Source organism: Lactobacillus amylovorus DSM 20531 (genome assembly GCF_002706375.1).
Lineage (GTDB): Bacteria > Bacillota > Bacilli > Lactobacillales > Lactobacillaceae > Lactobacillus > Lactobacillus amylovorus.
Genome location: NZ_CP017706.1, coordinates 1,257,618 through 1,272,988, shown reverse-complemented (window position 1 = coordinate 1,272,988; position 15,371 = coordinate 1,257,618). Strand labels below are relative to the sequence as shown.

The 15,371-nt window shown below is 36.7% G+C and carries 14 protein-coding genes; 1 reads left to right on the top strand and 13 read right to left on the bottom strand.

Annotated features, from left to right (window positions below):
* Positions 1–74: 74 nt before the first annotated feature.
* The 9 genes from LA20531_RS06570 to glpK form a co-directional block, all read right to left on the bottom strand.
* Positions 75–1,796, bottom strand: coding sequence for a glycoside hydrolase family 13 protein (locus LA20531_RS06570; RefSeq protein ID WP_056939576.1), 1,722 nt, complete (start codon positions 1,794–1,796; stop codon positions 75–77).
* Positions 1,797–1,799: 3 nt separating this feature from the next.
* The gene (locus tag LA20531_RS06565) at positions 1,800–3,458 is read right to left on the bottom strand and encodes an alpha-glucosidase (RefSeq protein WP_056939575.1); all 1,659 of its coding nucleotides are present in this window, start codon (positions 3,456–3,458) and stop codon (positions 1,800–1,802) included.
* 127 nt (positions 3,459–3,585) lie between these two features.
* Positions 3,586–4,764, bottom strand: coding sequence for an acetate/propionate family kinase (locus LA20531_RS06560; RefSeq protein ID WP_056939574.1), 1,179 nt, complete (start codon positions 4,762–4,764; stop codon positions 3,586–3,588).
* A gap of 133 nt (positions 4,765–4,897) precedes the next feature.
* Positions 4,898–5,848 carry a LacI family DNA-binding transcriptional regulator gene (locus LA20531_RS06555; RefSeq protein WP_056939573.1) on the bottom strand — a complete coding sequence of 317 codons (951 nt, stop codon included), beginning with the start codon at positions 5,846–5,848 and terminating at the stop codon, positions 4,898–4,900.
* Positions 5,849–5,855: 7 nt separating this feature from the next.
* The gene (locus LA20531_RS06550; protein ID WP_056939572.1) at positions 5,856–6,629 is read right to left on the bottom strand and encodes a tyrosine-protein phosphatase; all 774 of its coding nucleotides are present in this window, start codon (positions 6,627–6,629) and stop codon (positions 5,856–5,858) included.
* A gap of 84 nt (positions 6,630–6,713) precedes the next feature.
* Positions 6,714–8,297 carry an ATP-binding cassette domain-containing protein gene (locus LA20531_RS06545; RefSeq protein ID WP_056939571.1) on the bottom strand — a complete coding sequence of 528 codons (1,584 nt, stop codon included), beginning with the start codon at positions 8,295–8,297 and terminating at the stop codon, positions 6,714–6,716.
* Positions 8,298–8,400: 103 nt separating this feature from the next.
* A complete protein-coding gene (locus LA20531_RS11615; RefSeq protein WP_236704130.1) occupies positions 8,401–8,886 on the bottom strand; it encodes a hypothetical protein in 486 nt (161 codons plus the stop codon).
* Complete coding sequence (locus tag LA20531_RS11610; RefSeq protein WP_236704129.1) at positions 8,843–9,220, bottom strand: helix-turn-helix domain-containing protein; 378 nt, start codon at positions 9,218–9,220, stop codon at positions 8,843–8,845. Before LA20531_RS11610 ends, LA20531_RS11615 begins: the two co-directional genes overlap by 44 nt.
* A 2-nt stretch (positions 9,221–9,222) precedes the next feature.
* Positions 9,223–10,725, bottom strand: coding sequence for a glycerol kinase GlpK (gene glpK / locus LA20531_RS06535; protein WP_056939570.1), 1,503 nt, complete (start codon positions 10,723–10,725; stop codon positions 9,223–9,225).
* 126 nt (positions 10,726–10,851) lie between these two features.
* On the opposite strand from glpK, the gene thiD reads away from it, so the two are divergent.
* On the top strand, positions 10,852–11,670 hold the full coding sequence (thiD, locus tag LA20531_RS06530) for a bifunctional hydroxymethylpyrimidine kinase/phosphomethylpyrimidine kinase (protein WP_056939569.1): 819 nt from the start codon (positions 10,852–10,854) through the stop codon (positions 11,668–11,670).
* Positions 11,671–11,927: 257 nt separating this feature from the next.
* Here the strand turns inward: thiD and LA20531_RS06525 are convergent, their stop codons facing one another.
* The 4 genes from LA20531_RS06525 to LA20531_RS06510 all read right to left on the bottom strand — a co-directional run bounded on the left by LA20531_RS06525 (position 11,928) and on the right by LA20531_RS06510 (position 15,178).
* A complete protein-coding gene (locus LA20531_RS06525; protein WP_056939568.1) occupies positions 11,928–12,248 on the bottom strand; it encodes a hypothetical protein in 321 nt (106 codons plus the stop codon).
* A 72-nt stretch (positions 12,249–12,320) separates the two neighbouring features.
* A complete protein-coding gene (locus LA20531_RS06520; protein WP_056939567.1) occupies positions 12,321–12,578 on the bottom strand; it encodes a hypothetical protein in 258 nt (85 codons plus the stop codon).
* A gap of 141 nt (positions 12,579–12,719) precedes the next feature.
* On the bottom strand, positions 12,720–13,604 hold the full coding sequence (locus LA20531_RS06515) for a helix-turn-helix domain-containing protein (protein WP_056939566.1): 885 nt from the start codon (positions 13,602–13,604) through the stop codon (positions 12,720–12,722).
* A gap of 293 nt (positions 13,605–13,897) precedes the next feature.
* Complete coding sequence (locus LA20531_RS06510) at positions 13,898–15,178, bottom strand: ATP-binding protein (protein ID WP_056939565.1); 1,281 nt, start codon at positions 15,176–15,178, stop codon at positions 13,898–13,900.
* Positions 15,179–15,371 lie beyond the last annotated feature (193 nt).

Genomic DNA, 15,371 nt, shown 5'->3' with positions numbered 1-15,371 from the left:
TCAGAATTAATTAATCAAAAAAAGAAGGCGGAACTTAATCTACCTTCTTTTAGATTGCTTATTAAAAGTAACTTTTAACGAACCTCGACTACAAAGCCCTTTGGAGCTAATTCGCCATTTTCATAATTTTGACTAAATGCATTTTCACAAGAAATTTTTACATTCTTTTTTGTGGTATTAAAGTAGGCATGAATCTGTTCTTTGCCTGCTCGATCGACTTCAATTAAGCCATCTTCTGTTACGTGTAACTTAATTTGGCCTTTACCAAAGGTTTCATCATGCTTTAAACGGAATTCAATTAAGCTGTGAACTCTTTGCCATACTGGGCCATCTTCTTTTGACCAGTCCATTGGCTTACGACAATCTGGATCGTTGCCGCCGGACATGCCCATTTCAGTACCGTAGTAAATACATGGACTACCCTTTTGCATAAATTCAAAAGCAAGAGCTTGTAATGCCAAGTCTTGATCACCATTAGCCACAGTTAAAATTCTGGCTGTGTCGTGCGAATCAAGCATGTTCATCATGCCGGCATTGGTTTCATCCCTGTACTTCATCAATTGGTCGGTCAATCTTCTAGTCAATTGCGTAGCAGTCAACTTGTTCTTAAAGAAGTGATCTTCGATCTGCAAAGTGTAAGGGTAGTTCATAACGCCAGTGAATTCATCGCCGTTAAGCCATGGACGTGCTGAGTGCCAAATTTCACCTACAACATAGAAGTCTGGCTTAATGTCGGTAACTGCCTTGTGGAATTTCTTCCAGAAGTGGTGGTCTACTTCGTTAGCCACATCAAGGCGCCATGCATCAATATCAAAGTATTTTACCCAGTAGGTTGCGATTTCAAGCAAGAAATCTTGCACTTCTGGATTAGCAGTGTTCAATTTTGGCATGTGCTTTTCAAAAGCAAAGGTATCAAATTGTGGGTCGCCTTCACCCTTCAATGGGTCATGATATGGTTCAACTGGATACTTATTAATGTGGAACCAGTTAGCAAAACGTGAACTTGGGCCATTCTTGACTACATCTTGCCATTGCATTGACTTGTCACCCAAGTGGTTGAATACCGCGTCAAGCATAACCTTCATGCCGCGAGCGTGAGCTTCATTAACCACCTTGGCAAACAAATCTTTATCACCAAATTCTGGGTCAACTTGTAAGTAGTCGATTGTGTCGTACTTGTGGTTTGAACCAGCCTTAAAAATAGGACAGAAGTACAAGCCGTTAACGCCCAACTTCTTAAGGTAGTCTAAGTGGTCGAGCACACCTTGTAAGTCACCGCCGTAGTAGTCTTCACGGCCAGGATGATCGGATGGGTTCCATGGCTTTACATTCTTTGGGTCGTTAGACTTGTCGCCGTTAGCAAAACGTTCAGGGAAGATTTGATACCAAACGGTATGCTTAACCCATTCAGGTGTTTTAACCATATCGATTTCATGACAATATGGAATCTTAAAGTATGATCCGTCTTTATTAACTGTGGCTTCGATGTCGCTGCTGATAGCACGATCACCGTAAACTACGCTGGTACCATCTTTACCAATAACTTCGAAGGTGTACTTTAAACGGTGAAATGGTGCTTCAAGCGTAGCACCCCAGTGATCTTCTACTTGTCCTTCGCCGATTTTATCCATTTCAATCGTTTTTGCGTATTTCAGTGGCAAATAGTTATCGCAGTAGTGAACAATTACCTTTTCAACATCGCCCTTTGCACTGTGAAAACGAACGCGAACGTGCTTAGGATCAATTACAAAACTATCTTCACTCTCAGTTCGGTGCTTTAAAGCAGCTAATTGCATATTTTAATTCTCCTTTTTCAACACAACGCCTGCATAAGGCATCAAGGTTAATACTCCGTCAGTTAATTTGTATTCTCCGGCTTTCAAAGCTTCTGTAGTATAGCCAGCAGGAAGCTTGATCTTCGTCTTTTTATCACTTAATGAAACAGCTACGATGGCACTTTCATCGTTTAAGTCTCTTTTATATACGTAACTGTCTTTATCAGTTGAGATCATGTAGTAAGTGCCATCTTGGAACAAAGCTTCTTTCTTAAGTTCCAATATATCTTTATAGAAAGTAAACATGCTGCCATCGGCGTTAACTTCGCTAGCTACTGTAGCATCATTTTGACTAGTTCCGTTTATCCATGGTGTTCCTTCGGTAAAGCCGTGATTCTTAGTGTCATTCCATGGCATTGTACCACGAGCTGGCAATTTATGTGTGTCGCTAACCATGGCTAAAGCCTTGTCTTTGCCGATAATTTTTTCTGCATCCTTAAGCCAAGGGCCAACAGTTTGATCTTCAAATTGATCAACGTTATCAAAGTGCAGGTTCTTCAAGCCAAGCTCTTCACCGTAATAGATAACTGGAATTCCGCGTTGCAAATACATCAACATAGCCAAACTCTTAGCCTGCGTTTGTGTCTTAGCAACTCTAGTCGCAATTCTAGCCATATCATGGTTATTCCAGTACAAAGTTGGTTGAGATACACCAGCTAAAGTCTGTTGCCAAACAACTTGGTTTTGCTTAAAGGCTGTCATATCAAGATCTTTAGGTTGGTATTGGGCTGAAAAACGCTTGTCGACGTTTGAATCATCTTCAGTGAAGTAGCGGAATGTGATTACGCTATCCATTAAATTATTACGTTTTGAAGTATAATCAACGGCCAAGTTGACACTTGCACTGGCAGCTTCACCTAACAGCAATGCATCAGGATAATCTTGCTTGATTTGTTCACAGAATGGTCTCATCCACTCTTGCACTTGTGGTAAGTTGGCAAAGAATGGCTCTGCGACAACTGGCTCGGTATTGCCATCAACAGTAGGATAGTTTTGTCTTAAATCAGCCTTGCCGATGTGAATAAAGGCATCAAGACGTAAACCATCAATCCCCTTCTTAAGCCAGAATTCAGCCACTTCAAGCATTGCGTGACGTACTTCAGGGTTCTTCCAGTTAAGGTCTGGCATGTGCTTGTCAAACAAGTGGAAATATGATTGACCGGTTCCAGCTGGATCTGGTTCCCATACGCTGCCACCAAAGAATGATCCCCAGTTGTTAGGACGTTTATTGTCGTGCCCAGCGAAAATATAGTAATCACGATACAGGCTATCTGGATTCTTGATTGCATCTTGGAACCAAGGATGTTGATCTGAAGTGTGGTTCAAAACGAAGTCCATGATGAGATGGATGCCTGCTTTGTGTAAGTCCTTAATTAAGTTCTCCATGTCTTCCATCGTCCCCATGTGAGGATCGATAGCAAAGTAATTTGAGACATCATAACCGTTGTCTACTTGAGGCGAAACGAAAATAGGATTCAGCCACACTGCGTTGATGCCCAAATTCTTTAAATATGGGATACGTTTGCGAATACCGTTAAGATCGCCGATACCGTCATCGTTGCTATCTTGGAAAGACTTAGGATAAATTTGATAAATAATTGCGTGATCGTACCAATGTGCCATAATTTTTTCCTCCATGCATAGTTTAGTTGATTGGAGAAACCGTTTTCAACACATAGCGATATGTTAGCGGTATCAAAAAAGTGCATCCCTGTTTGGGGATGCACTCATTGTCTAGCAATATTTTTTGTTAACGTGTCAAACGGATGACTTCGCGAGCAATCATCAACTCTTCGTTTGTTGGCACAACCAAAGCCTTTACCTTTGAATCCGGCATTGAAATAAACTTCTCACCGTTAGTTCTGTTAGCCTTGTAGTCTGGTCTTAAACCTAAGTACTTCAAGTATGACATTACACCAGCACGAACGCCTGAATCGTGTTCACCAACACCGGCAGTAAACACAATACCGTCAACGCCGTCCATTTCTGCGGCATATGCACCAACATAACGAACAATACGGTTAATAAAGATACGACGAGCAAGCTTAGCTCTCTTTTCCTTGCTTTCGATCAAGTCACGCATGTCAGATGAAATGCCTGAGATACCCAGCAAACCAGATTCATGGTTAAGCATATCAACGGCATCATCAATTGACATACCTGTTTTATGCATCAATTGTCGCAAAGCAGATGGGTCAAAGTCACCGCTACGCGTACCCATTGTTACACCAGTCAAAGGACTGAAGCCCATTGAAGTATCGAAGGACTTGCCGTTTTTAACTGCCGTAACTGAAGCACCTGAACCCAAGTGACAAACAATTAACTTAACGATGTTAGGGTTCTTGCCCATCATTCTGGCAGCACGGTGAGCTACATATTCAACTGAAATACCGTGTGCACCATACTTACGGATGCTGTCTTCTTTGTAATACTTATAAGGAATTGAATAAAGGTAATGAATTGGGTCAAGACTTGTATGATATGAAGTATCAAATACAGCTACTTGTGGCACGCTAGGAATAGTTTCCATGAAAGCCTTGATACCTGTAGCTTCAGGGATATTGTGCAATGGTGCCAATTCACCCAAGTCAAAGATTTGTTGGAGTTTCTTTTGGTCAATCAGGGCTGAATCCTTGAAGATTTCACCACCGTTAACGACTCTGTGGCCTACACCAGCAAATTCTTTTAAGTCTTTAACTACATTGAATTTCTTCAAATCATCCATTAATAATTTAACGGCTGCAGCTTGGTTAGGAATTGCTGTGTTTTTGATGTACTCTTTACCATTGCTAAGTTTAATCTTAAATACCGCATTTTCCATTCCTACACGGTCAGCCATACCTGAAGCGATTACTCTTTCATCTGGAAAAGAAAATAACTTGTATTTAAAAGATGAACTACCTGAATTAATTGCTAAAACTTTTTTCATAACCTGACCTCTGTTTCCGAATTGATTCTTTATAACTTATCCCTTAGTTTTAAGTATAGCGCTTTCATTCGCGATATGAAAAGATTTTTCAAATCAAAAAATGCACACGACTTGTGTCAAATGTGCATTTCCACTATCTAGTTGTTTGTCGTCTAACTAATTTAGGCTTAAGCATAATCTCGCCTTGGGGTGAACCTGATTGGGCGATCTTTTGCAAAAGCATCTTGGCCAGCATTTCGCCCATTTCAAAAATTGGCTGCTTAATCGTGGTCAACTTAGGATTTGAAACTTGGTCCAAGAAGACGCCATCAAAGCCGATTACACCAAAATCTTCTGGAATTCGTGCGCCTTGGCTCTGCAATGCCCGCACAACACCAATTGCAATACGGTCACTAGCACAGATAAAACAGGTATCCTTTTTGAACTCCTTAAAGTGTTCACGAACAACTTTTTCTGCCACGTGACTGTGGTTGGCCACACGATAAATCTGCGGAATTAATTGGTGTTGCTGCAGCGTGTTAATATAGCCGGCTTCACGTGAGTATTCAAAAGGTTCCTTAATATCGATCCCGATAAAAATAATGTGCTTATACAGGCGATCTAAGGCATACTGCGTGGCCATTTTTTCTCCCATTTGATTATCGCTATCAACGAAATCATAGCCGCGGTGATTTTCACCAAATAAAACAAATGGCTTATCCAGCTTATCAAACATATCGTAGTTTTTGTTACGGGCACCAGTAATCAAATAGCCATCGGCACGGCCCTTTTCAATCTGATCAGAATCCGTTACCAGTTGCATCGCATATTGCTTAGAATTCAAGCCGCGAGCAAAACCAAACAGCAGGTTAATATAATATGGCTCTGTTGTATCGATATCTTCTAGTGTAACGAACTTAACCACGTTAGAACGATTATTGACTAAAGCCTGCGCGATAGAATTTGGATGATAGTTTAAAGACTCCATCGCCTTTTCAACCATGGCACGCAATTCTGGCGTTACTTGTTCAGGGTGGTTGATTACCCGTGATACCGTCATTTTGGAGACGTTTGCTTCTTTAGCTACATCAGATAAAGTTGTCATTTTATTCCTATTCTAAGTACATCTTTCTAAATCTATCTAGATCTTTTTGACTAAAACCAATCTCTTTTTTGAAGAAGTTATCAAAACTGCCCCAACCTTTACGGATAGTTTCGGTAATGCCGCGGATAGCTGGGCCTTCGCCCTTGGTCAAATTCATTTTGGAAACGAGTTTGGCAATTTGATTTTCATCAGGATATTGCTTGGAAATAGCAAAATCGTAAAGTTCATTGGTCAACAGATAATCTTGTGCAATCGTATCATCATCAACGCCGAGTGCAGTCAAAATCAAGGCTGATGTCATACCGGTACGGTCTTTGCCGGCACTGCAGTGATAGACAAGAGCATCTTCTTCAGGCAGTTCAATTAACTCCGCGAAGATTTTTGCAAATTCTTCTTGGCTGTGTGAATTAAGCAAAACCTGTTGGTAAATTTTACCTAGGGAATTGTCACCCATGTCGGGGATATGGTGAATAAAGCGAAACAGCTTATTATCACCCTTATTTTCCTTAGGATTATCCGAATAAATATGTGCATCTACATATCTAACACCAGGCCATTGCTTGTCTGGAGCGGCGTTTTGTTCATAGGTAGAACGTAAATCGATATCTACAACAATCCGGCGATCAACTAGTTTTTGTTCATCTTCTTTTGATAAAGAACTAAGCGAATCGGAACGATAAATTTTATTCCACTTTACATGCTGGCCTTTATTATTTTTGTAGCCGCCAATATCTCTAAAGTTAAGTGGCCCATCTAAAGCTACTATTCTATCGTGCTCCATGCGTCTCGCCTTCCTTGTGAAAGAATTAATATATTACTTTTATTATACAAAAAAAGAGCTGATTACTGTCAACTCTAATTTTATCTATTTATTATTTACTAAATGATGATCTTCAATCATCCAAGATTCAAAACCATATTTCTTTGTTAGATCAAAATTAATATGGTGCGCACTTTCAATAATCGTCTTAGGGGTATTATATAAAATCTCTCTAATATCATCTGAATTCTTCTCATCAAGAGCTGCGGTGATTTCATCAAGTAAAATGATCGGTCGATCACGTAACAAAGCTCTAGCAATGACTAAACGCTGTCTTTGACCACCTGATAAATCTTCTTGCTCAGGGTGAATTACTCGATTCAGCGGATCTTTACCTAATTCATCAGCTAAGCCTACCTCACTTAAAACTTTTAGTAGTTGCTGATCAGTAAATGATTCACCTAAGCATAGATTATCTTTAATCGTCCCTTGGAATAACCATGGCGTTTGAGCAATATAAACAGATTGTGCTGGACTAGGATCTTCACCACCAATTTTTATCGTACCATGTGATGGTTTAAGCAGACCTGAAACCATATTAAGTAGTGTACTCTTGCCTGATCCGGATGGACCTTGCAACAATAATTTTTTGCCATAAGCCAAATCAAAGTTCAAATTCTGATAAATTGGATGATCCTTGTAAGTTAAGCTAACATCATCAAATTTGATATTCGGCTTTTCATTTTCCGTCTTAGCATCTTCAAAAATATCATTTTTAGCAAGTTTAATTTTTCTAATTTCAGTTGTGCTAGCAACCTGTGCCCAATACTGCATTAACCCACGGAAATTTTGTACAACGCTATTTGCTGATAAAGTTAACGAAAGCAGTGCACTAATCGTTACGCCAAATTGGTGCGTGGTAATGAAGTAAAAACCAATTGCCCATGGCGCAATAATTGCTAAAACCGTGAAGAGCAAGTTAGCATATTGAATCCACCACTGCAGGTTCTCTTGCTTTAATAGAGTATTTTCACTAGTTTCAACATCTTGGCTAACTCTCTTGAAGAATGGCTTTTGTGCTTGGTATTGTAAGATATCGCGTAAGCCTTTGAACCAATCACTAGCCGTACGCATCATCTTGCTGTTTTCATTACTCCATTGTTCACCCAGTTGCCCCAGTTTATTTTTACCAAAAAGCATGGGGATGAGGCTTAAGCATGAGAAAGCAACAAAGATGATCCCCATTAACAGGTTTACTCTCAGAACATAGATCGTCGAAATAATTGCGGCCGTCCCAGTTGATAAAATGCCAGCAATGACAGCGAAATATTGATCATCAATCTTAGTTGCGTCGTTACTGATGTGATTAAGTCCACTTGCAGCATCCTCTTTTAAGGCGAAGCTATTGATCAACATTGTCTTCTTCAACTTCACTCTAAGACGCTTACGAGCTATGTTAAGAAAAATATTCTGCAAAACAATGGCAGTATATGTGGCAATGAAAATGATTGTACTTTTAATCAAGAATAGAATTAATTCTGTGCCACTTTTACCAACTAAATTTGGAAATTGTCCTAAGATTATACCGTTGATAACTCCTTCAAAGCCACCAGCGATTAATGTGATGACAATAAGGATTAGCAGCCAAAATGGCAAATTTTTAATGATCCATTTGAAGTTTACGTTCATGTGTTTTACTGCTTTCGTTAAATATATACATCTTATTTTGATACATTATTTTTATAAAGCACAAAAAAATGCAAAATTGAACAAATTTTGCATTTATGCATTTTTATTTAGGTAATGTGTCACTAAAATGAGGCAAGCCATTTTGAGCTAAAAAGCTCTTTATAGATTGACATTTTGTCGTATCTTTACCCGCAACTGCTTTATAGTAATTGCGCAAAACTTTATAAAAGAAAAATTCTGGCATCTCGGGCAATTGATCAAGTAGTGAAAAAATCCGAGAATCAAAGTCCAAATTATTATTAATGCAATTAACGTATAAAAAGTTAACACAAATAGATGCGATGAGTTTTTGATGATGAAAATCTTCTTGATCAAAATGTGCAGAATACTTATCTATAATCTCATTAATATAAAAATTTAATTCATTATGTGAAAAGATCAGCATCGAATTGCAAAATAATCTTAAAGTTAATTTATCATCCACCCAATCATCATTCTCGAATAAAATACGTTTAATTTCCTTACGAACTTTCCCAGGAATCTGGTCAATTGTATGTGTTACATTCGCTTCGATTAAAATGGCACGCATTTTTTTCTTCTTTAGTAGCTGCAGATTCTTGAATCTCTTTATTTAGGATTCTTACACTTTTTTGATCAGATTGATAAAAGGCATGTATTAATCTCAAATTTAAATTTATTTGATTTTCAGGAGTAGATTGATATGTATCTTCTATTTCCTTAATAAAGTCCACCAAATTAATATTATTTTTGGTCAATATTTCAAAAAGATCATAGGCAGAAATATCATGTTTATCACGTTCAATTTTAGAATAATGCGCAGTTGTAATTACGCCAGCTGCCATTTCTGCCTGTGTTAAGCCAAGATCTTTTCGCTCTTTCTTTAAAGCCTCACCAATTGTCATATTTATTTACCGTGTGCAAAAACTCGTGTAGCTTTAATTGCACGTTGCCAACCTGAATACAATTTTTCTCGCTCTAGTTCACCCATTTTAGGCTCAAATGTCTGACCAATAGTGAAGACATGCTTTAATTCATCAATATTCTTCCAATATCCAACAGCAAGTCCAGCTAAAAATGCGGCACCCATACTAGTTGTTTCCAAGACCTTAGTACGTTCAATCTTCTTGCCTAAAATGTCTGCTTGGAACTGCATCAGATAGTCATTGTTACTTGCGCCACCATCAACGCGAAGCGCTGGAATATCAATACCAGAATCTTTTTGCATTGTATCAACTACATCCCTAGTCTGATAAGCAAGTGATTGAAGCGTTGCCTTAATCATATCTTTGTCAGTAGTTCCACGTGTAACACCGAAAATTGCACCACGTGCTTCCGCATCCCAATAAGGTGCACCCAGTCCTGTAAATGCAGGCACAACATAGACTTCATTTTCAGAAGTTGATTCATATGCAGCCTTTTCAGAATCCGGTGCATTCTTAATCAGTTTCATCGAATCACGCAGCCACTGAATTGCACTACCTGCCACAAAGATTGAACCTTCTAAGGCGTAAGTAATCTTGCCGTTGATGCCATAACCAATCGTCGTCAGTAAATTATTGTTAGACGTGGTTGGTTTATCACCAGTGTTCATCACGATAAAGGCACCTGTTCCATAAGTGTTCTTCACCATGCCAGGTTTTAAAGCAAGCTGACCAAACAAAGCAGCTTGTTGGTCCCCTGCCATTCCGGCAATTGGTACTTCTCCGCCAAAGAACATGTAAGTAGCCGTCTTACCATAAACTTCAGAGTTAGAACGCACCTCTGGTAACATTTGCTCTGGAATATTGAGCAGCTTCAAAATATCTTTGTCCCACTTAAGAGTATGGATATTAAAGAGCATAGTTCTTGAAGCATTGGTGTAGTCAGTCACATGTTTTTGTCCATCAGTCAATTTCCAGACCAACCAGCTATCGATTGTTCCAAATAAAAGCTTGCCCTGCTCCGCCTTTTCTTGCGCACCGTCTACATGATCAAGAATCCAGCGAATCTTAGTTGCACTGAAATATGGGTCGATGATTAAGCCTGTTTTTTCTCTTATCTTTTCTCCGTAGCCTTCTTTTTTCAACTTTTCAGCTAATTCAGTTGTTTGACGTGATTGCCAGACAATGGCATGATAAATCGGCTTACCGGTATCTTTATCCCAGACTACAGTAGTTTCACGTTGATTCGTAATGCCAATTGCTGCAATCTGTCCCGGCCAAATACCTGATTGAATAAAAGCATTGGCAATTGTCGTTTGTACTGCCATCCAAATTTCATTAACATCGTGTTCAACCCAACCTGGTTCAGGAAAGTATTGTGTAATTTCTTTTTGAGCTGAAGCGATCTCATTACCATTATGATCAAAAATAATTGCTCTAGTTGATGTAGTTCCCTCATCAATCGATAAAATATATTTTTCTTTCATATTATTTCTTCCTATCAAAAGCGCTTTCTTATTAGTTTACAGTTTTTAAAGTGTAGTTGCTAGCAGTTGTCCAATTAATCGCGTTATAATTTTTTATAAATAAAAAAAAGAGAGGCCTTCAAATTAATGACAGATCAAAATCAAAAAATTGCAGTAACCATTGCTGGTAATGATAGTGATGGTAGCGCAGGGATGCCTGCAGATTTACACTCATTCTATGCACGTGGCGTTTATGGTATGGGACTGCTAACTGCAGCCGTTGCAGGTAACACTAAAGGCATTTTTGCCCAACAAGTAATGCCACTTGATTTCATTCAAAAACAATTCGACGTTTTAGCAGATGATTTTACTATCAATGCTGCTAAAACTGGGATGGTTGCCGATTCCAAAGTGATGAACGTAGTTGCCGACAACCTTGAAAAATATGATTTCGGTAAAATTGTCATCGATCCCGTGATTTCTACTAAACACGGCAATACTTTAATGGATGATGATTCTTACAACACTTTTATTAATCGTTTAGTGCCACTTGCAGACATCATTACGCCAAACTTTTATGAACAAAAGAAATTAACCGGTCTTGAATTAAACGATCTTGACGAGGTTAAAAAAGGCGCAAAAATGTTGCAAGATATGGGTGCCAAAAACGTTTTGATGAAGGGGCGTCACGACGGTGAACAAACCGAAGTAACTGATCTTTTACTTACCGAAGATGGCAAATTCCATACCTTTACTAAGCCATACTTTAAGACTGATCGCGTAAACGGAACTGGTGATACATTATCTGCTGTTATTGCTGCTGAGCTTGCTAAAGGTAACGATTTAATTGATAGTGTAAAAATCGCTAAGGACTTTACCTACGAAGCAATTTCACATCCGATTGCTGTTGGTTCAAAGTTTGGTCCAATCAATCACTTAGCTGCACAAAAGAATGAGAAGGAATAAATTACTACATTAAATAAGCAAATAAGCATCTAGTTTTTTCTCGACTAGATGCTTATTTTTAGTGCTCTCTAACTTGATTTATTTTTTACTTTCAAAAACTTTATAAAGGATTATAGCTAGAGCTCCACCACATAATACACTCACTAAAGCATTAATCCAAAAATTGGATAAATGTGGTGAAACATAAGTAGTATACAATACTTCAAAAATAGTAAATACTATTACAAAATACAGTATTCTTAGATTCTTTTTCATAATTATTGCCAACCCCAATTGGTTACACCTTGATAATAATTATAATCGATCCAAATACCACCTTTGATGCTATTTCCCACGGCTGATCCAACAAAACCACCTATTGCACCAGCTGCTCCCGCTGCAGCGGGACCAGAAACAGCTCCACCAATAAGTCCACTTAAACCACCAGTTATTCCAGCAGCAACATTTTTAGTTAGAGTTTTATCCATGTAAATTCTAATATAATTCCAATGAACCGTAACTTTATTAACACCATAATGATATTTTTTCTTACTTGCTCTCATTAAGTTAGTGTTATATAAGGATGAATTATCAGACATTGTTAAAGCAGTAGTTGCCGTTTTAGTTTGAGGATTAATTACTAAACCTTTTTCAGCTATAACTATATTAGCTTAAGCAATTAGTTGTTTAGCAGCAATATAATCGTCTCTCGAAACTACAGAAGTAGCATTATCACTCAGAACATATTGATTATTCTTAACAGCAATATATGGATCAATTCTTTTTTGAGTGGACAAACTTAATTTTTGTTGTGTCATATCCTTTTCAACAGCAGTAGCATTAACTGAAAGTGAAGTTAATGGAGTTGCTGTTAGCAATAAGCTAATTGCTAGTGTTGTCTGAGCTGTTACTTTTATAAATTTATTCATTATATAGCCTCCTTGTATTTTTCAATATCATTCAGATTACATTATCAAAATAGCACAGAATGTAAGCGCATTATTTTTAATGCCAATATATTAGCAAAAAACATTTTTGATTATTCTTAGGAAATATAATAATAGTAGGATTTAGTTCATATGAAAGTAAATTTCATTCACCTGTTCATAAGCTGTTCTAAATCCTGACTCTAAATCTATTAAATTTTCAAACTGTAAAAACTCAAATTGTCTTAATATTTTGGCATTGTCTTGGGTAAAAACATATTCAATTAAGTTATGCATGAAATTAAATCTAATTTTTTCAAAAGAATATGTATCTGATATTTGATTTAAATTCTCGCCTAAAATTAAATCTAACTTTCGTGCCAAATCGATATCTTTTTTTACAAGTACAAATAATGCATTAATTAAGGTATTTAATACTGCTGTAGTCCATTCTTTATTGCTAGTTAAATGTCCTTTTGCATAATAATTAAGTGAATAGGCTAATTCATAGATTTTTCTGGCAGTCAAAACACTTTGTGTATTTCCAAAGAAATATACATCTTCGTAATACCAATGTTCATCTTCGTTTTGTACTCTATTAAAAAATGAATTTAGTCGAAGCTTATCACTCTTATTCATTAGATCTTTTCCAGTTAAATCTAACAAATAGTTACAAGCAACACATGTTCGAAAGAAAACAATCTTATCTTGAACATTATCATGGCTAACATTTAAAGCATGTTGCGCATACTGATGCAACTCATCTATTTGATCATTTACATACATACTGGAAATTTCACTTGTAATATGTCGAAGATACTCCGATACACTATTTTCTAAAAAGTCAATTGGTTGTACATGAATTTTTCTTAATAAAAGCAGCACTTTAGTGAAATCCATATCACCCTTGCCTAATTCCCAGTTTCCTAAAGTTTGCCTTGAAGTAATACCTTCGGCAGCTTGTTCTAGGCTTAGATGTTGTTGTTTACGCAATTTGCGAAATTTAATACCATATATTTCATGTTTCATAGAAAGGACTCCGATTATGAAATCAACTTTTATTCTTAAAAAATTTATTAATTACCTTTTCAATGGAGGTTTGGTCGTGATTGGAATTGCGCTACCAGTTATTAAACGCCTATTTGTATAGCAATTACATTAAACCATGACTCACATGGGTATTATTTATTCTTTTAATAAAGTCGGCTTTTTCAACTAATCATTTTTGACAAAGTTAGACTTTTTTCTGTCTAAGAATTAACTGCAGATATTATTAAGCCCTTAGCGACACAACCACTATTATGATGATCAAATATTTTAATTTAGTTTTTCAGCAAAAATTTGTATACAGGTATTACTTGAATTTTACAGTCACCTACTTGAATTTCATCCTCATCTTCAGCTGTGACTATTATCAAATCTTTTATCTCCGGATTAGTTTGATGCAATTTAACTAGATTGCTAATCTCTCTTTTTTTATCAGTCTCTGAAAGTTCCCATGTTACCTGAATTGCTTTGCTATGTTCTGGTAAATAAAAATCGATATCAATCTTTGTCTTAGCCGACTTAAGAAAGTAAACATCATCCTTATATTTATTATGAAGAACAATAGCTACAACATTTTCTAGAAGTGTGGCATTTTTATCAAACAAGAATAGATTCAAAATTCCATTATCAGTAAAGTAATATTTGGGGCTTGCTTTTCTCTCAGCAAATCTGGCAACATAGTTTTCAATATCAAAAATAAGATAGGCTTCTTTAGCATAGTCAAGATAATCAATTATAGTTTCGGGACTTACCTTCTTTTCGTTTTCACGATGGCCAATTTGTGTCAATAATTTTGCCAGACGATTATATGTAACATCTTGCATTACAGATTCAGATAATTTCTTTATTAAATTCCGTAATACTTCAGGTGAACGAACACCATTTTTGTAAACTACATCCCTGAGTAGCACATTATTATAAATATTGTTTAGGTAATCTCTTTTTTCGATGGCATTAATAGTCTCAGGTAAACCACCATCTTTTAAATAAGCATTCATAGCACCACGTATTTGGCCATTCAATGCAGTGGTATACAGCGCCTCTTCATCATGACGAATATTTTTAGCTGTTAGATATTCTCTAAAATTGAATGGGGCAATATATTTAATCATGTAGCGACCTCCCAAATGAGTTTGAATATCTCCACTTAACATCTTGGCATTACTACCGGTTATATAAACATACTGTTTTTCATCAGCCATTCGTCGAGCAAAATATTCCCAACCATCAATATTTTGAATTTCATCAAAAAAGTAATAATGTTTTTTAGGTGTTATTTCATTAGCCGTAAGTACAATGTCATTGAAATCATTTACTGTAAAATCTAATAGACGTTCATCTTCAAAATTTACATAAATGATTTGATCCCAATCAACACCATTTTTAACTAAATCTTGTGCTACTTTATAAAGAAGTGTGGATTTTCCTGCTCTTCTTAAACCTACAAGGACATAATTGAAATTCGGATCAAACGAGTATTCACGCGGTATTATTTTAGCCTCTCTAATAATTTGCCGTTGCCCATAAATAATTCCTTTTAATAGACTTGTTTTCATTTTTTATTCCTCATAATGTACAAATATACTTATATTTGTCTTTATTATATTATATCCGAAAGATTTTCCACAGAAGTTTCGATTATATCTGAAACTTTTAGCATATTTTTATCAGTTATAATTGAAACATGATTTCAAGATCTTTTATCGCCAAATCTTCTTGATTTACGTTATACTAAGTACATAAATTTCT